This window comes from Curtobacterium sp. PvP017 (genome assembly GCF_054060195.1).
In genome coordinates this window covers 145136-163027 of sequence record NZ_JBSSCY010000004.1, presented here as the reverse complement: position 1 = coordinate 163027, position 17892 = coordinate 145136, and the positions used below count along the sequence as shown (strand labels likewise).

Annotated in this window: 17 protein-coding genes; 16 read left to right on the top strand and 1 reads right to left on the bottom strand. The window is 70.5% G+C overall.

What is annotated here, in order from left to right; translation table 11 throughout:
- Window positions 1-31: 31 nt before the first annotated feature.
- The 9 genes from argS to prmC all read left to right on the top strand — a co-directional run bounded on the left by argS (window position 32) and on the right by prmC (window position 12054).
- Window positions 32-1702: an arginine--tRNA ligase gene (gene argS, locus ACVKXF_RS10105; protein ID WP_340196393.1), complete on the top strand. Its 1671-nt coding sequence runs from the start codon at window positions 32-34 to the stop codon at window positions 1700-1702.
- Between the two features lie 141 nt (window positions 1703-1843).
- Window positions 1844-2599 carry an LmeA family phospholipid-binding protein gene (locus tag ACVKXF_RS10100; protein WP_340197591.1) on the top strand — a complete coding sequence of 252 codons (756 nt, stop codon included), beginning with the start codon at window positions 1844-1846 and terminating at the stop codon, window positions 2597-2599.
- Window positions 2600-2657: 58 nt separating this feature from the next.
- Window positions 2658-4082 carry a diaminopimelate decarboxylase gene (gene lysA, locus ACVKXF_RS10095; RefSeq protein WP_456795615.1) on the top strand — a complete coding sequence of 475 codons (1425 nt, stop codon included), beginning with the start codon at window positions 2658-2660 and terminating at the stop codon, window positions 4080-4082.
- 43 nt (window positions 4083-4125) lie between these two features.
- A complete protein-coding gene (locus tag ACVKXF_RS10090) occupies window positions 4126-5433 on the top strand; it encodes a homoserine dehydrogenase (protein ID WP_111083859.1) in 1308 nt (435 codons plus the stop codon).
- A gap of 70 nt (window positions 5434-5503) precedes the next feature.
- The gene (gene thrC, locus ACVKXF_RS10085; protein WP_222657846.1) at window positions 5504-6583 is read left to right on the top strand and encodes a threonine synthase; all 1080 of its coding nucleotides are present in this window, start codon (window positions 5504-5506) and stop codon (window positions 6581-6583) included.
- Between the two features lie 77 nt (window positions 6584-6660).
- Window positions 6661-7599, top strand: coding sequence for a homoserine kinase (gene thrB, locus ACVKXF_RS10080; RefSeq protein WP_111084152.1), 939 nt, complete (start codon window positions 6661-6663; stop codon window positions 7597-7599).
- Window positions 7600-7792: 193 nt separating this feature from the next.
- Complete coding sequence (gene rho / locus ACVKXF_RS10075) at window positions 7793-10078, top strand: transcription termination factor Rho (RefSeq protein ID WP_456795614.1); 2286 nt, start codon at window positions 7793-7795, stop codon at window positions 10076-10078.
- Between the two features lie 3 nt (window positions 10079-10081).
- Complete coding sequence (prfA, locus tag ACVKXF_RS10070; protein ID WP_111083862.1) at window positions 10082-11164, top strand: peptide chain release factor 1; 1083 nt, start codon at window positions 10082-10084, stop codon at window positions 11162-11164.
- Between the two features lie 14 nt (window positions 11165-11178).
- Window positions 11179-12054, top strand: coding sequence for a peptide chain release factor N(5)-glutamine methyltransferase (gene prmC / locus ACVKXF_RS10065; protein ID WP_456795716.1), 876 nt, complete (start codon window positions 11179-11181; stop codon window positions 12052-12054).
- Between the two features lie 36 nt (window positions 12055-12090).
- Here prmC and ACVKXF_RS10060 read toward each other — a convergent pair whose 3' ends face one another.
- The gene (locus ACVKXF_RS10060) at window positions 12091-12741 is read right to left on the bottom strand and encodes an HAD family hydrolase (RefSeq protein WP_456795613.1); all 651 of its coding nucleotides are present in this window, start codon (window positions 12739-12741) and stop codon (window positions 12091-12093) included.
- Between the two features lie 37 nt (window positions 12742-12778).
- Here ACVKXF_RS10060 and ACVKXF_RS10055 point away from each other — a divergent pair, with 37 nt between their 5' ends.
- The 7 genes from ACVKXF_RS10055 to ACVKXF_RS10025 all read left to right on the top strand — a co-directional run bounded on the left by ACVKXF_RS10055 (window position 12779) and on the right by ACVKXF_RS10025 (window position 17791).
- Window positions 12779-13453: an L-threonylcarbamoyladenylate synthase gene (locus ACVKXF_RS10055; protein ID WP_456795612.1), complete on the top strand. Its 675-nt coding sequence runs from the start codon at window positions 12779-12781 to the stop codon at window positions 13451-13453.
- Window positions 13450-14676: an MraY family glycosyltransferase gene (locus ACVKXF_RS10050; RefSeq protein ID WP_123312394.1), complete on the top strand. Its 1227-nt coding sequence runs from the start codon at window positions 13450-13452 to the stop codon at window positions 14674-14676. The genes ACVKXF_RS10055 and ACVKXF_RS10050 overlap by 4 nt, the downstream gene beginning before the upstream one ends.
- The gene (locus ACVKXF_RS10045) at window positions 14673-15164 is read left to right on the top strand and encodes a hypothetical protein (protein WP_222657841.1); all 492 of its coding nucleotides are present in this window, start codon (window positions 14673-14675) and stop codon (window positions 15162-15164) included. Before ACVKXF_RS10050 ends, ACVKXF_RS10045 begins: the two co-directional genes overlap by 4 nt.
- 107 nt (window positions 15165-15271) lie before the next feature.
- Window positions 15272-16132 (top strand): F0F1 ATP synthase subunit A, encoded by an 861-nt coding sequence (gene atpB, locus ACVKXF_RS10040; RefSeq protein ID WP_333925860.1) that lies wholly within the window; start codon window positions 15272-15274, stop codon window positions 16130-16132.
- A gap of 61 nt (window positions 16133-16193) precedes the next feature.
- On the top strand, window positions 16194-16430 hold the full coding sequence (atpE, locus tag ACVKXF_RS10035; RefSeq protein WP_027465781.1) for an ATP synthase F0 subunit C: 237 nt from the start codon (window positions 16194-16196) through the stop codon (window positions 16428-16430).
- A gap of 9 nt (window positions 16431-16439) precedes the next feature.
- Window positions 16440-16994: a F0F1 ATP synthase subunit B gene (locus ACVKXF_RS10030; RefSeq protein ID WP_123312395.1), complete on the top strand. Its 555-nt coding sequence runs from the start codon at window positions 16440-16442 to the stop codon at window positions 16992-16994.
- A 2-nt stretch (window positions 16995-16996) separates the two neighbouring features.
- Complete coding sequence (locus tag ACVKXF_RS10025; protein ID WP_222657839.1) at window positions 16997-17791, top strand: F0F1 ATP synthase subunit delta; 795 nt, start codon at window positions 16997-16999, stop codon at window positions 17789-17791.
- The last annotated feature ends 101 nt before the right edge of the window (window positions 17792-17892 follow it).

Sequence of the window (17892 nt, the reverse complement as noted above, 5' to 3'; positions counted from 1 at the left end):
GCACCTGGGTGTCCCGGTAGACTCGTCCGCCGTGACTCCTGCCGAACTCTCCGCCGCGTACCTGTCGATCCTGACCGGGATCGTCGAGCGACGAGGCGCGTCCGAGACCGTGACGATCGGGGACTCCCACGTGGTGCTCGAGCGGCCGAAGAACCGCGCGCACGGCGACTGGGCCTCGAACGCCGCCATGCAGCTCGCGAAGCGCATCGGCACGAACCCGCGCGAGCTCGCGACGGAGATCGCCGGTGAGCTGACCGAGCTCGACGGCGTGGCCTCGGTCGACGTCGCCGGCCCGGGGTTCATCAACATCACGCTCGAGGCGGCGGCGGCCGGCGAGATCGCGCGCACGATCGTCGAGGGCGGCGAGTCCTTCGGGCGCGGCGACCTGTACGACGGCGTCCGGATCAACCTGGAGTTCGTGTCGGCGAACCCGACCGGCCCGATCCACATGGGCGGCGTGCGCTGGGCCGCGGTGGGCGACAGCCTGGCCCGCGTGTTCCAGGCGCAGGGCGGCCTCGTCACCCGCGAGTACTACTTCAACGACCACGGCGCGCAGATCGACCGCTTCGCCCGCTCGCTCGTCGCGTCGGCGCTCGGTGAGCCCACGCCGGAGGACGGCTACGGCGGCGCGTACATCTCCGAGATCGCTGCGCGTGTGATCGCGACGCTCGACCCGTCGACCGACGTCAAGGACCTGCCGCGCGACGAGGCGCAGGAGGTCTTCCGACGTGAGGGCGTGGACTTCATGTTCGCGGACATCAAGTCGTCGCTGCACGACTTCGGTGTGGACTTCGACGTCTACTTCCACGAGAACGCCCTGCACGAGTCGAAGGCCGTCGAGCGCGCCATCGCCCGTCTGCGTTCGGCCGGCGTGATGTACGAGGCCGAGGGTGCCGAGTGGCTCCGCACGACCGACTTCGGCGACGACCGCGACCGCGTGGTCATCAAGTCCGACGGCGAACCCGCGTACATCGCCGGCGACCTGGCGTACTACCTCGACAAGCGCGAGCGCGGCTTCGAGCGCAACCTGATCATGCTCGGCGCGGACCACCACGGCTACGTCGGCCGGATGATGGCGATGTGCGCGGCGTTCGGTGACGAGCCGGGCACGAACCTCGAGATCCTGATCGGGCAGATGGTCAACCTGCTCAAGGACGGCGAGCCGATGCGCATGTCGAAGCGCAACGGCACCATCGTCACGATGGAGGACCTCGTCGACGCCGTCGGGGTCGACGCCGGCCGGTACTCGCTCGTCCGGTTCGCCAGCGACACCGCGATCGACATCGACCTCGACCTGCTCACGAAGCGGACGAACGACAACCCCGTCTTCTACGTGCAGTACGCCCACGCGCGCACCCAGTCGGTGGCCCGCAACGCCGAGGCCGCCGGGGTCGACCGGTCCGCGTTCGACGCCTCGCTGTTGACGCACGACTCCGAGGGCGCGCTGCTCGGTGCCCTGGCCGAGTACCCGCGCGTGGTGCGCCACGCCGCAGAGCTCCGTGAGCCGCACCGCATCGCCCGGTACATCGAGCAGCTCGCGGGCCTGTACCACCGCTGGTACGACGCCTGCCGCGTGACCCCGCTCGGTGACGAGCCCGTCACCGACCTGCACCGCACGCGCCTGTGGCTGAACGACGCCACCGGCCAGGTCGTCCGCAACGGCCTCGGCCTGCTCGGCGTGAGCGCTCCGTCCCGCATGTAGCGGAGCGCCCGCCCCCCCCGGAACCAGGTTCCGGACACAGCACCGCGGAATCCCGCGGTGCTGTGTCCGTTCCACGGTGTGGAAGACCGCCGCCCCGCGCCTCCAGGCGGGCTGACGGGACCACCTGGCAGGGTGGGAGGCATGTCCGCCGCCACCGAACGCCCCCGCAAGCGCCGCCGTTGGCCCGTCGTCCTGATCGTGGTCGTCGTCGTGCTCGCCGCCCTCGTCGTGATCGCCGAGTTCGTGCTCCGCGGGGTCGTCGACCGCATCATCGCGCAGCAGGTCGAGCAGTCGCTGCCCGACGGCACCACGGGCCAGGTCGAGGCGCACGCCGACGGCATCGTCATCCCGCAGCTCATCGGCGGCACGCTCGACCGGGTCGAGATCTCCTCGTCGAAGCTCACCGTCGACGGCATCCCGCTCGCCGCCGACGTCACCGCGCGGGACGTCCCCGTGGACGGCAAGGGCGACGTGCGCGACGTCGACGGCACCGTCACGCTGGCGTCGTCGAGCGTGAAGGACCTGTCGAAGTACAGCCCGCTGTTCGACCGGCTCTCCCTGGTGGACGGCGGCGTCGAGCTGTCCGGCTCCACCGCGGTGCTCGGCTACGACATCACCTACGCGGCGAAGGGCGACGTGGTCGCGCAGGACGACGGCCGCGGCATCACGATCACCCCGAAGAGCGTGCGGATCACCAACTCGGACCTCGGCCTCAAGGTGGACTCGATCCCCGGCGTCACGAACGTGCCGGTGCAGGTCTGCACAGCGCAGTTCCTGCCCGAATCGCTCCGCGTGCGCTCGCTCGACGTCTCGAAGGCCGACGCGACGGTCCGCGTCACCGCGGACGCGCTGCCGCTCAACGAGGAGGGTCTGCAGACGGTCGGCAGCTGCGGCTGATCCCGTGGCTGCGTAACGCGGCCGGGAGGCCCGTCCAGCGTCGGTAGGATCGGGTCCCGTGAGCGAGAACCCCCTTGCACCGCCGCGACTGCGGTTCCCGACGGACGCCTCCGAGCTGGTGGACCGGATCTGGCCCGCGTCCGCGACGCGGACCGACGACGGCGACCTGGCCATCGGCGGTGTCACCGCGACGGACCTGGTCCGGCAGTACGGCACCCCGCTCTACGTCGTCGACGAGCGCGACGTGCAGTCCCGTGCGGTCCGCGTGCGCAACGCGTTCACCGAGGCGTTCGAGGGCATCGGCACCCGCGCCCACGTCTACTACGCCGGCAAGGCGTTCCTGACGACCCAGGTCGTGGCGTGGATGGCCGAGGCCGACCTGCGCGTCGACGTCTGCACCGGCGGGGAGCTCGCGGTCGCCCTGACCGCCGGCATCGACCCGGCGATGCTCGGCTTCCACGGCAACGACAAGTCCGACGCCGAGATCGCCCGCGCGGTCGAGGTCGGCGTGGGCACGATCGTGCTCGACAGCCACGAAGAGGTCCAGCGTGTCGCCCGTGCCGCGGCGGACGCCGGGGTCGTGCAGCGCGTGCGCATCCGGATCAACAGCGGTGTGCACGCGTCCACCCACGAGTACCTGGCCACCGCGCGCGAGGACCAGAAGTTCGGCATCCCGCTCACCGAGGCCGTGGCCGCGGCCGAGGCGGTGCGCGCCGAGTCGTCGCTCGTGTTCGTCGGACTGCACTCGCACATCGGTTCGCAGATCTTCGACGAGTCCGGGTTCCGTGAGGCCGCCCGGCGCCTGATGGACGTGCACGCGACCCTGGTCGAGACCGGTCCGGTGCCCGAGCTGAACCTCGGCGGCGGCTGGGGCATCGACTACACCGAGGCCGATTCCGCCTTCGCGCCCGAGGACGTCGCCGATGCCCTCGCCGCGATCATCGCCGAGGCCTGTGCCGAGCGGAACATCCCCGTGCCCGAGGTCGCGGTCGAGCCCGGTCGCTACATCGTCGGCCCGGCGGGCATCACGCTCTACCGCGTCGGGACGATCAAGCCCGTCACGCTCGAGACCGGCGACGACGCGGGTCACGCGACGCGCACGTACGTGTCCGTCGACGGCGGCATGAGCGACAACGCCCGCCCGGCCCTGTACGGCGCGGACTACACCGCCCGGCTCGCCCGGACGTCCGAGTCGCCGGCCGTGCTCACCCGCGTCGTCGGGAAGCACTGCGAGAGCGGGGACATCGTGGTCAACGACGAGTACCTGCCCGGAGACGTCCAGCGCGGTGACCTGCTCGCCGTCGCGGCCACCGGTGCGTACTGCTGGGCGCTGTCGAGCAACTACAACCACGTGGGCCGCCCGCCGGTCGTCGCCGTGGCGGACGGCGCAGCCCGTATCCTCGTGCGGGGCGAGTCGATCGACGACCTCCTCGCCCGTGACACCGGGGTCGTGCCCGTACCCCACGCCGGCACCGGCCACTGACCCGATGAACAGGGCTCACCCCCACCGACAGGAACCACACCAGATGATCGAATACCGCAACGTCCGCGTCGCGCTGCTCGGGGCCGGCTCGGTCGGGTCCCAGGTCGCCCGGCTCCTGCTCGAGCACGCCGACGAACTCGCCTCCCGCGCGGGTGCCGGCCTCGAACTCGTCGGGATCGCCGTGCGCGACGTCGACGCCCCGCGGGACGTCGACCTGCCCCGTGAGCTGTACACGACCGATGCCGGATCGCTCATCCTCGGTGCCGACATCGTCGTCGAGCTGATCGGTGGCATCGAGCCGGCGCGCACGCTCGTGCTGCAGGCGCTGCAGTCCGGCGCGGACGTCGTCACGGGCAACAAGGCGCTCCTGGCGACCCACGGTCCGGAGCTCTTCGCGGTGGCCGAGCAGGTCGGCGCGCAGCTGTACTACGAGGCCGCCGTCGCCGGTGCGATCCCGATCATCCGACCGCTGCACGACTCGCTCGCCGGTGACCGCATCGAGCGGATCATGGGCATCGTCAACGGCACCACGAACTTCATCCTCGACCTGATGGACCGGCAGGGGAGCACGTTCGAGGACGCCCTGGCCACCGCGACCGACCTCGGGTACGCCGAGGCCGACCCGACCGCCGACATCGAGGGCTACGACGCCGCGCAGAAGGCCGCGATCCTGGCCTCGCTGGCGTTCCACACCTCGGTGCCGCTGGCTGCGGTGCACCGCGAGGGCATCACGTCGGTCACGATCGAGCAGGTCCGTGCCGCGCGCAAGGCCGGCTACGTCGTGAAGATCCTGGCGACCGCCGAGCGACTGACCGACGAGGACGGCCGCGAGGGCGTCAGCGCCCGGGTGTACCCGGCCCTCGTGCCGGAGTCGCACCCCCTGGCGAGCGTGCACGGTGCGAAGAACGCGGTGTTCGTCGAGGCCGAAGCAGCTGGCGACCTCATGTTCTACGGTGCCGGTGCCGGTGGCGTCGAGACGGCCTCCGCCGTGCTCGGTGACCTCGTGTCCGCCGCACGTCGGCACGTCATCGGCGGCCCGGGCGTCGCGGAGTCGACCCAGTCGGACCTGCCCGTCTTCCCGATCGGCACCGTCCGCACGCGCTACCAGATCACCTTGCACGTCACGGACGCCCCCGGCGTGCTGTCGACGGTCGCCGGCGTGCTCGCGAAGCACGGTGTGAGCGTCGAGACCGTCGAACAGACCACCGCGGGCGCCTCCGAGGGGACTGCCGCGCTCGTCATCGGCACGCACCTGGCGCGCGAAGCCGACCTGGCGGACACCGTCCGCACGCTCCGCGGCGAGGACGTGGTCCTGGACGTGACCAGCGTCCTGCGCTTCGTCGGCGCCTGACGCACCACGGGCCTCCAGGCCGACCCCGAACCGAAACCAGACCGACCCACCGGACAGAGAGAGAAGCCTGATGGCCCACCAGTGGCAGGGAGTCCTGCGCGAGTACGCCGACCGACTCGACGTGACCGAGGCGACGCCGATCGTCACGCTCGGTGAGGGCGGTACGCCCCTCATCCCGGCTCGTCGGCTCTCCGAGCGCACCGGCGCCGAGGTCTACGTCAAGTTCGAGGGCATGAACCCGACCGGGTCCTTCAAGGACCGCGGCATGACGATGGCGATCTCGAAGGCCGTCGAGCACGGTGCGAAGGCCGTCATCTGCGCCTCGACCGGCAACACGAGCGCCTCGGCCGCCGCGTACGCCACGCACGCCGGCATCACCGCCGCGGTGCTCGTGCCCGAGGGCAAGATCGCCATGGGCAAGCTCAGCCAGGCCGTCGCGCACGACGCGCAGCTGCTGCAGGTCCAGGGCAACTTCGACGACTGCCTCGACATCGCCCGCGACCTGGCGGCGAACTACCCGGTGCACCTCGTCAACTCGGTCAACAACGACCGCATCGAGGGCCAGAAGACCGCCGCGTTCGAGGTCGTCGACGTGCTCGGCGACGCCCCGGACTTCCACTTCCTGCCGGTCGGCAACGCGGGCAACTACACCGCGTACTCGCGCGGCTACCGCGAGGACGTGGCCGCGGGCCGCACGACGAAGCTCCCGCGCATGTTCGGCTTCCAGGCCGCCGGCTCCGCGCCGATCGTCCGCGGCGAGGTCGTCAAGAACCCGGACACCATCGCGTCGGCGATCCGCATCGGCAACCCGGCCTCGTGGCAGTTCGCCCTCGAGGCCCGCGACGAGACCGATGGCTACTTCGGCGCCATCTCGGACGAGGCCATCCTCGCCGCGCACCACATCCTGTCGGCCGAGGTCGGCGTCTTCGTCGAGCCCGCGTCGGCGATCGGTGTCGCCGGGCTGCTCGAGCGCGCCGACGCCGGCATCGTGCCGAAGGGCGCGAAGGTCGTCATCACCGTCACCGGCCACGGCCTGAAGGACCCGCAGTGGGCCCTTCGTACCGAGGACGGCAGCGAGGTCACCCCGACGAGCGTGCCGGTCGACACCAAGTCGATCGCGGACGTGCTCGGACTGGTCTCGGCGCAGTGAGCCTCGACCGCTCGTCCGGACCGGGGGAGGGCGTCACCGCCCACAGCGGTGTACCGGCCGGACGGGCGGTCCACGCTGTGCCCGCCGGACGGGCCGTGCGCGTCCGCGTGCCGGCGACGTCCGCGAACCTCGGCCCGGGGTTCGACTCGCTCGGCCTCGCGCTCTCGCTGTACGACGAGGTCGTCGTCCGGGTCCGCCCGGAACCCGGCGCCACCGTCACGGTGCAGGGCGTCGGTGCGGGCGAGGTCGCCACCGACGACACGAACCTGGTCGTGCGCGCCGTCCGCCGCGGTCTCGAGCACGCCGGCGTCGACCAGCCCGGCCTCGAACTGCACGCCACGAACGCGATCCCGCACGGCCGTGGACTCGGTTCCTCGGCGGCCGCGATCGTCGCCGGCCTGATGGCGGCCCGCGGGCTGCTCGAGGGCGTCGTCGACCTGGACGCCTCGACGCTGCTCAGCCTGGCCACCGAGATGGAGGGGCACCCGGACAACGTCGCCCCCGCGCTGTTCGGTGGTCTCACCATCGCGTGGATGACGGCCGAAGGACCCGCCTACAAGCGGCTCCTGGTGCACCGCGGTGTCGCACCGGTCGTGTTCGTGCCGACGTCCACGCTGTCGACGAAGCTGGCCCGCTCCCTGCAGCCCGAGAACGTCCCGCACGCCGACGCCGCGTTCAACGTCTCCCGCTCCGCACTGCTCGTCGCCGCGCTCATCCAGAGCCCCGAGCTCCTGCTCGCCGCGACCGAGGACCGTCTGCACCAGGCCTACCGGGCCAGCGCGATGCCGGAGACCGACGCACTGATCGGACTGCTCCGTCAGCACGGGCTCGCGGCCGTCGTGTCCGGGGCGGGACCGAGCCTGCTCGTGCTCGGCAGCGACCCGGCGCAACGGCTCACCGCCGCGGATCTCGTCGCCCGGCACGGGGAATCCGACTGGCGGGCGCTCATGCTGGCCGTCGATCTCGGTGGTGCTACAGTGGTGGCGCACTCGGCGCTCGAAGCCGAACCCGCGTAGTCGCCCGGACTGCTCGTGCCATGGGGTCCATCCCGTGGCCAGCTCCGACGCAGCGCAGGGTCCGGTGCGCGGGGGCACTCTCTTTCTGATCACCGAATCCCGGTCCGTCGTCTGAACGGCGGTCGATGCATACCCGTGCATCCGGGACGGTGGAAACTCTCCGCGTTCTGCGGTTCGAAAGGAAACACCGACCTTGACCGACAACAACTCCGCCCAGGTGGAGATCCCCAGCGACCTGCGCGCCCTCCGACTGCCGGAACTCCAGCGCATCGCCTCTTCGCTCGGCATCACCGGGCTCTCCAAGCTCCGCAAGGGCGACCTCATCGCCTCGATCGAGGACAAGCGCCCCGTGACGGACGACGCCCCCGCCGCGGCAGCGCCCGCCGCGGCAGCGCCCGCCGCGACCCCCGTCACGGCCCCGGTGACCGAGCAGCCGACGCTGCCGGAACCCGCAGCCGAGGCGCCGACCGCTCCGGTCGCCGACCCCGAGGCCCCCGCCGTCGAGTCCGAGCCGGCCGCGCCGTCGCGTGCCCGCCGTTCGCGTCGTGCGTCGTCCGGGGGCACCGTGAACGCCGGCCCGACCTCGGCCGCCGAGCACACCAACGCCGGCCACACCGGCACCGAGGACCTGCTCGCGGGCCTCGACCAGGTGCGTGCCGAGAAGGACGCCCAGGAAGCCGCCCAGACGCAGACCGGTGGGCAGCGTCGCGGCCGTGGCCAGCGCGGTTCCGACCAGCAGGCCCAGCAGCCGAACGAGTCGGCCGACCAGCAGACGCCGACCTCGGCACCTGCGCAGGACGACCAGCAGGCGCGGAACGACCAGCAGAGCACCGAGGGTGCGTCGCAGGACCAGTCCGCTGCCGCCGACTCCGGCGAGCAGAACGACCAGAACGACCAGCAGGGCGAGAGCGGTTCGCGTCGCGGCCGTCGCAGCCGTGGTCGCGGTCGTGGCCGTGGGCAGAACGCCGAGAACGGCGAGCAGAACGCTGACCAGCAGCCGCAGCAGGACGGCCAGCAGCACCAGCAGGGCGGCCAGCAGAAGCAGAACGGCGGCGACCAGCAGAAGCAGGCCGACGCCAAGCAGAACGACGCCAAGCAGAACGACGCCAAGCAGCGCGACCAGAAGCAGGACGACCGCGCCGAGCAGAAGCAGCAGGCGGCCAACCAGCAGAAGCAGAACGGTCAGCAGAAGCAGGGCCAGCAGGCCCAGCAGAACGCCGACGACTCCGAGGGTGGCCGCAGCCGTCGCCAGCGGGACCGCAAGCGCGGCCGTGGCGGCCAGAACGACGACTTCGAGCCCGAGGTCACCGAGGACGACGTCCTGATCCCGATCGCGGGCATCCTCGACGTCCTCGACAACTACGCGTTCGTCCGCACCACGGGCTACCTGCCCGGACCGAACGACGTCTACGTCTCGCTCGGCCAGGTGAAGAAGTACCACCTGCGCAAGGGCGACGCCGTCGTCGGCTCGATCAAGCAGCCCCGTGACAACGAGCAGCAGAGCCGTCAGAAGTACAACGCGCTCGTGACCGTCGACTCGGTCAACGGCCAGACCGCCGAAGAGGCAGCGGCCCGCGTCGACTTCTCCGACCTCACCCCGCTGTACCCGAACGAGCGCCTGCGCCTCGAGACGGAGCCCGGCAAGCTGAGCACCCGCATCATCGACCTCGTGTCGCCGATCGGCAAGGGCCAGCGCGGCCTGATCGTCTCGCCGCCCAAGGCCGGCAAGACCGTCGTGCTGCAGGCCATCGCCAATGCGGTCGCGAAGAACAACCCCGAGGCGCACCTCATGGTCGTCCTGGTCGACGAGCGGCCCGAAGAGGTCACCGACATGCAGCGCACGGTGAAGGGCGAGGTCATCGCCTCGACCTTCGACCGTCCGGCAGAGGACCACACCACGGTCGCCGAGCTCGCCATCGAGCGCGCGAAGCGCCTGGTGGAGCTCGGCCACGACGTCGTGCTCCTGCTCGACTCGATCACCCGTCTGGGCCGTGCGTACAACCTGTCGACCCCGGCGTCGGGCCGCGTGCTCTCCGGCGGCGTCGACTCGGCGGCGCTCTACCCGCCGAAGCGCTTCTTCGGTGCGGCGCGCAACATCGAGGACGGCGGCTCGCTGACCATCCTCGCCACCGCGCTCGTCGAGACCGGTTCCAAGATGGACGAGGTCATCTTCGAGGAGTTCAAGGGCACCGGCAACATGGAGCTCCGCCTCAACCGTCACCTGGCGGACAAGCGGATCTTCCCGGCCGTCGACGTCAACGCCTCCGGCACCCGTCGCGAGGAGCAGCTGCTCTCCGCCGACGAGGTCAAGATCACCTGGCGTCTGCGTCGGGCCCTCGCCGGGCTCGACCCGCAGCAGGCCCTCGAGATCGTGCTGCGGAACCTCAAGGAGACGCAGTCGAACGTCGAGTTCCTGGTGCAGGTGCAGAAGTCGGTCCCGACGACCGGCGGCGCCCACCACAACGGTCACCAGGAGTAACGCGTGTTCGAGTCGGTGGCAGGGCTGCTGGCGGAACACGAGGACCTGACGCAGCAGCTGTCGGACCCCGCGCTCCACGCCGATGCGGCCCGGGCGAAGAAGGTGAACCGGCGCTACGCCGAGCTCAACCAGATCAAGTCCGCGTACGAGTCCTGGCAGGCGGCGGGGGACGACCTCGCCGCCGCCCAGGAACTCGCGCGCGAGGACTCGGCGTTCGCCGACGAGGTCCCCGGGCTCGAGGAGCAGTTGGCGGAGCGTCAGGAGCGTCTCCGCCGGCTGCTCATCCCGCGCGACCCCGACGACGGACGCGACGTGATCATGGAGATCAAGGGCGGCGAGGGCGGCGAGGAATCGGCGCTGTTCGCGGCCGACCTCCTGCGCATGTACTCGCACTACGCCGAGACCAAGGGCTGGAAGGTCGAGCTCCTCGAGCGCACCGAGTCCGACCTGGGCGGCTACAAGGACGTCCAGGTCGCGATCAAGTCGAACACCACCGACCCGTCGCAGGGCGTCTGGGCGCACCTGAAGTACGAGGGCGGCGTGCACCGCGTGCAGCGCGTGCCGCAGACCGAGTCGCAGGGGCGCATCCACACCTCGACGACCGGCGTGCTGGTGTTCCCCGAGGTCGACGAGCCGGAGGAGGTCGCGATCAACCAGAACGACCTCAAGATCGACGTCTACCGGTCGTCCGGTCCCGGCGGCCAGTCCGTCAACACGACGGACTCCGCGGTCCGCATCACCCACCTGCCCACGGGCATCACGGTGGCGATGCAGAACGAGAAGTCGCAGCTGCAGAACCGTGAGGCCGGCATGCGCGTGCTCCGCGCACGCATCCTCGCGCGGCAGCAGGAGGAGCTCGACGCGATCGCTTCGGACGCGCGCAAGTCGCAGATCCGCGGGATGGACCGTTCGGAGCGCATCCGGACGTACAACTTCCCGGAGAACCGGATCGCGGACCACCGCACCGGCTACAAGGCGTACGACCTCGACCGCGTCATGAACGGTGCGCTCGAGCCCGTCGTCCAGTCCGCCATCCAGGCGGACGAAGAGGCACGTCTGGCCGCCATCGGCGACCAGGACGCGTAGCCCTGGAGGCACCGATCACCGCCGACACGCCCGTCACGTACGCCGCGGATCGCCTGCTCGAGCAGGCGGCCGCGGCGCTCGTCGCGTCCGGCGTCCCGACACCCCAGGTCGACGCGGAGCTGCTGCTCGCGTGGGCGACCGACACGTCGCGCGGCGCCGTGCAGGCCCGCGCGATGACCGGTGGCGCCATCGCGGCTGAGCACGTCGAGCGCTTCCGGCACGCGATCGCGCGTCGGAGCACCCGCGAACCCCTGCAGCACATCACCGGGCAGGCGTACTTCCGCGCGCTGACCCTGGCGGTCGGGCCCGGCGTGTTCGTGCCGCGGCCCGAGACCGAGGGCGTCGTGCAGTTCGGCATCGACGCGCTCCGGACGGTCGCGGTGCCGGCGCCGATCGCGGTCGACCTCGGTTCGGGCAGTGGTGCGATCGCCATCGCGATGGACACCGAGGTGCCGAACGCCGTGGTCTACGCGGTCGAGGCCTCGCCCGAGGCACTGCCCTGGACCCGTCGGAACGTCGATGCCCACGGCGGCACGGTGCGACTCGTCGAGGGTGACCTGGCCGACGCGCTGCCCGAACTGGACGGCACGGTGTCCGTCGTGGTGTCGAACCCGCCGTACGTGCCGGACGACGCGGTCCCGATCGATCCCGAGGTGCGCGACCACGACCCCGCGATGGCGTTGTACGGCGGACCGGACGGCCTCGACGCCGTGCGTGCCCTGGCCGAGACGGCGTGGCGGCTGCTCGTGCCCGGCGGGGTGCTCGTCATCGAGCACGCCGAGCCGCAGGGCGCCGGCGTCCGCGACGTGCTCGCGCGCCGGGGGTTCCGGACCCCGGAGACGCACGTCGACCTGACGGGACGCGACCGCACGACCACCGCGACGCGGTAGTCGGACGCACCACGGGCCTCCCGGTCGGTGTGTCGGTCAGGCGACGGGGGCGGCCTCGCGCTGCTGCGCGACGAAGGCGCGGACGTGCTCGCGCAGATCGGTGTCGCGCTCGACCAGGACGGCGTGGATGCCGACGCTCCGGGCGCCCGCGATGTTCTCGGGCATGTCGTCGGCGAAAAACGTGCGCTCGGCGGGCACGCCGTGGTGCTCGACCGCGCGGAGGAAGACCTCGGGCTCGGGCTTGCGGGCGCCGAAGTTGCTCGACGTGTCCAGGTGCTCGCCGAACAGCCCGGGCAGCGAGGGGGCCCACTGGTGGATCCACCGACCGGCGAGCGGCCCGTTGTTCGTGAGCAGGCCGACACGCCCGTGCTCGCTCGCGATGCGGACGGCCTCGATGCGCTCGGGCAGCTCGGTCATGGCAGCACCGCGGATCCGCGCCCACTCGGACTCGGGGACGTCGCACTCCATGGCCCGCTCGAACGCGGCGAGGTACTCGTCACCGTCGGCGAAGCCACCGGCCTCGGCACGCATCTCGTGGCCGCAGTCCCACCAGCGCCGGCGGAGCTCCGCGAACTCGTGTCCGGTGAACTCGGAGAGTGCGGCCATCCGCACCTGCCAGTCGTACCGGACCAGGACGTCGTCCATGTCGAAGAGGAACAGGAGGTGGGGCGCAGGGGTCTCGTTCACGATGTCCTCCATTGTGTCGCACTATCATCGTCGAGTCATGGCATCCCGATACGACTGCACCGACTCCGACGGGCTCCTGACCGGGATGCGGCTCGCACGTGCCGCCCTCGGGCGCGGAGACCTCGTCGTCGTCCCCACCGACACCGTCTACGGCCTCGCCGCGGACGCCTTCAACGCGGCCGCCGTCCAACGGCTGCTCGACGCGAAGGGCCGGACGCGGCAGTCGCCGCCGCCGGTGCTCATCCCCGGCCCGCCGACGCTCGACGCGCTCGCGAGCGACGTGCCGCAGCAGGTGCGCGACCTCGTCGCCGAGTTCTGGCCCGGCGGGCTGACCCTGATCCTGCGTGCACAGCCGTCGCTCGACTGGGACCTCGGCGAGACGCGGGGCACGGTCGCCCTGCGGATGCCGGACTCGCGGATCGCGCTCGAGCTCCTGCAAGAAGTGGGTCCGCTCGCGGTCTCCTCCGCGAACTCGACCGGTGACCCGGCCGCGATGGACGTCGACGCCGCCGAGCGGATGCTCGGGGACAGCGTCGCGGTGTACCTGGACGGTGGCGCCATCGGGGAGCACGAGGGCTTCGAGGCCTCGACCGGGTCGACGATCGTCGACGCGACGGGGCTGTCGGACGGCGGGAAGCTCCGCATCGTCCGGCACGGGGTGATCTCCGACGACGAGATCACCCGGGTCGTCGGAGCCGACCTCGTCGGATGAAGTACTACCTGCTGGCGGGGGCGATCGCCGCGGTCGTGAGCTTCCTGGTCAGCGTGCTCGTCTGGAAGCTCGGGCTGAAGTACAAGTGGTACCCCCAGGTCCGCGAGCGGGACGTGCACCGCACGCCCACGCCGCGCCTCGGCGGGATCGCGATGTACATCGGCGTCATCGTGTCGCTGCTGGCGGCGTGGTTCCTGTTCCCCTCGATCGCGGGGACCGACTACTTCCGGCTGGTGTTCTCCGAGCCGGGCCGCGTGTTGGCGGTGCTCGGGGGAGCGACGATCATCGTGGTCCTCGGGGTCGCGGACGACATCTGGGACCTCGACTGGATGACGAAGCTCGCGGGGCAGATCATCGCCGCGGGCATCCTCGCCTGGCAGGGCGTGGCCATCGTGTCGCTGCCGATCGGGAACACCCTGGGGGTCGGCTCGTCGTACATGAGCCTGATCTTCACGGTGCTGGCGGTGGTGCTCGTGATGAACGCGGTGAACTTCATCGACGGACTCGACGGTTTGGTCGCGGGGGTCGCGATCATCGCCGGCGGAGTGTTCTTCCTCTACACGTTCTTCATCAACCGCGTGGTCGTGCAGACCGAGTTCTTCTTCAACCTGCCGTCCCTGCTGACGGCGGTGCTCGTCGGGTCCTGCTTCGGGTTCCTCATCCTCAACTGGCACCCCGCGAAGCTCTTCATGGGTGACGCCGGAGCCCTGCTCGTCGGCTTCCTGATGGCCACGAGCGCGGTGTCCGTCACGGGCAACATCGATCCGGCAGCGGTGCAGACACGCCAGGCACTGCTGCCGGCCTTCATCCCGATCCTGCTGCCCTTCGCGATCCTGATCGTGCCGATCCTCGACTTCGGCCTGGCGGTCACCAGGCGGCTCAGTGCCGGGAAGTCCCCGTTCTCGGCCGACCGCAAGCACCTGCACCACCGCCTGCTCGACATGGGGCACTCGCACTTCCACGCCGTGCTGATCTTCTACGCGTGGACCGCCACCGTCGCGGTCGGGTGCCTGCTGTTCCTGTTCGTCGACTGGTACTGGGTGGTCACCTTCGTCGCGGTCGGCTTCACCGTGTGCGCGGTCGCCACGTTCGCGCCGCTCGGCCGGAAGCGGACCGAGATCGCCGCCCAGACCGCCAACCGCTCCGCCGCCGTGGTGGACGCCAGCCTCGACCCGCTCGACCGGGCCGCCAACGACCGCACGATCCCAGGAGACATCACGTGACCGCACCGAACGCGCTCGACCACGTCCGGCCGGTGTTCCGCCGCATCATCACCTGGGGAGCGGTCCTCGCCGTCGCCCTGGCGATCGTCGGGGGAGTCGTGGGACTGCTCGTCGCCGACACTCCCGGGCTCGTCGGCGGCCTGCTCGGTGCCGTGCTCAGCGTCGTGTTCCTCGGGCTGACCGCCGTCAGTGTCCTCGTCGCGCTGCGCGTCTCCAAGGGACAGATGATCTCGGGTGCCTTCTTCGGCATCGTGATGGGCACCTGGCTGCTCAAGTTCATCGTCTTCATCGTGCTGCTCGTGGCGCTGAAGGACCGCACCTGGGTGGACTTCCCGGTGCTCGCGATCGTGATCATCGCGGGTGTCGTCGGGTCCCTGGTCATCGACGTCGTCGCGGTGGCGAAGGCCCGCATCCCGATCGGCGTGCAGCTGCCCGGCGACGGGGCCGGTGGCTCCGCGGACGCTGAGAACCCGACCCCCCGCAACTGAGAAGCCGGGAAGCCTCTCGCACCTGATAGGCTTCTCGGAGTCCGCCACCGGAGCCTTTCGCTCGGAGCGGGCAAGCCTCCACAACGTCCACCATCGCGTGCCATGATGTGCGCGCGCCGACACAGGAGACAGCGCTGCTATCCCACGCTCTTCCCCTGTCCCTCTCTGCTGCGGTTGACACCGTTGCGGCGGGGAGCAGCAAGGCCGCCGAGTTCCATGGTCCGTCGATCAACGAGTTCTTCCCGGATGCGATCTTCTTCGCCGGGACGCCGTTCGAGATCGATCGGGTCGTCCTCATCCGCTTCTTCGCCGTCGCCGTGCTCCTGGTGTTCGCCTTCGTGGGAACCCGCGCGCTGAAGCTCGTCCCGAACCGCGGTCAGGCGTTCATCGAGTACGCGTTCGACGTCGTTCGTCGCAACACCTTCGACAACCTCGGAGAGAAGGACGGCAAGCGATTCCTGCCGCTCCTGGCGACGATCTTCTTCGGCGTGCTGTTCATGAACCTGACCGGTCTGATCCCGGGCATGAACCTCGCCGGCACCAGTCGCATCGCGATGCCGATGATCCTCGCGATCGTCGCCTACGTCGCGTTCATCTACGCGGGTCTCCGCAAGCACCCGGGCACGTTCCTCCGGAACTCGCTCTTCCCGCCCGGGGTGCCGTGGTTCCTCTACATCATCGTGACGCCGATCGAGCTCGTCTCGACCTTCGTGCTCCGTCCGGTCACGCTGACGCTGCGACTCCTGATGAACATGGTCGTCGGGCACCTGCTGCTCGTCCTGTTCTTCTCGGCCACGCAGTTCTTCTTCTTCGACGCTTCGCTCGGCTTCAAGGCCTTCGGCGTCGGGACCCTCGCGTTCGGCATCGCGTTCAGCTTCTTCGAGATCCTCGTCGCGCTGCTGCAGGCCTACGTCTTCATGCTCCTCACCGCCGTCTACATCCAGCTGGCGCTGGCTGACGAGCACTGATTCCTCACTGACCCCCTACGGGACCGGCGACCGTCGGACCCGCACCTCGAAAGGAAAACACGTGGACGCAACGACCGTTCTCGCGGAGATCAACGGCAACATCGCGACGGTTGGCTACGGCCTCGCTGCGATCGGCCCGGCCATCGGTGTCGGCATCGTCGTCGGCAAGACGATCGAGTCCGTCGCCCGCCAGCCCGAGCTCCAGGGCCGCCTGACGACCCTCATGTACATCGGTATCGCCTTCACCGAGGCCCTGGCCTTCATCGGCATCGCCACGTACTTCATCTTCACCAACTAAGGTTCCTCGATGCACAACGCACTCATCATCGCGGCGGAGGAGACGCACAACCCCCTCATTCCGCCGGTGTACGACATCGTGTGGTCCGCGGTGGCCTTCCTCATCATCCTCGTGGTGATGTGGCGTGTCGTCACGCCGCGCATCACGAAGATGCTCGATGAGCGCACTGAGGCCATCGAGGGTGGCATCAAGAAGGCAGAGGCTGCTCAGGAGCAGGCCGCTGCTGCGCTCGACGAGTACAACAAGCAGCTCGCCGACGCCCGCTCCGAGGCGTCCCGCATCCGCGAGCAGGCCCGCGCCGACGCCACGGCGATCGGCAACGAGGTCCGCGAGCAGGCAGCGGCCGATGCAGCACGCATCACGGCCAACGCCCAGGCGCAGATCGAAGCCGAGCGCCAGAGCGCCGTCCAGTCCCTCCGGTCCGAGGTGGGCACCCTTGCCCTCGACCTCGCGTCCGGCGTGATCGGCGAATCGCTCAAGGACGACGCCAAGTCGTCGGCAGTCGTCGACCGCTTCCTCGCCGACCTCGAGGCCTCGCAGGCCACGAAGACGGGGGAGCACTGAGCATGCGCAGCGCTACCAGAGAAGCACTCGCGTCCACCAGGGCGGTGCTCTCGGACCTCGGTTCGAGCGCCGACCTGGCCGCGGGTGCCGAGATCCTCGCCTCCGGGCGTGCGATCGCCGGTGCGCCGCAGCTGCTCGGGCTGCTGTCCGACCCGACGGCCGACCCGGCCGGCAAGAAGGTCCTCATCGACCGCGTCTTCGCCGGTCAGTCGAACGCGACGCGCGCGGTCCTGACCGCGGTGGCCGGCTCGCGCTGGTCCTCGCAGCAGGATCTGCTCGCAGGCATCGAGGACGCGGGCATCCGCGCCGTCGCCGCCACCGCGGGTCCGGGCTCGCCGATCGAGTCCGAGTTGTTCGCCTTCGAGACCGCCGTCCGTTCGGACGCCGGCCTCGAGCTGGCACTCGGCACGAAGCTCGGCAGCCCGGCGCAGAAGGGCGCGCTCGTCGAGCGGCTCCTCGGCCCGAAGGCGTCGCAGCAGACCGTGACCATCGTCTCCGCGCTCGTGCAGCAGCCTCGCGGCCGCCGCATCGGTGAACTCGTCCGCGATGCCTCGCGCATCGTGGCCGAGCAGGACGGCAAGCTCGTCGCGACCGTGGTCACCGCCACGGCACTCACGACCGCCCAGTCGGCACGCGTTGCACGCGGTCTGGCCGAGCGCTACGGCAAGGACATCAGCATCAACCAGGTCGTCGACCCCACGGTCGTCGGCGGGGTCCGGGTGCAGATCGGCGGCGACGTCATCGACGGCACCGTGTCCACGCGGCTCTCGGAGCTCCGGCTCCAGCTCGCCGGCTAGGCGTACGGTCGAAGCCGCTCCTCCCAAGTCCACAACGGGAACTGCCGAGTCCGGCAGCGTCACCCTCTCGGAGCCGAAGGGCCCCGGAAAACCACAAGGAA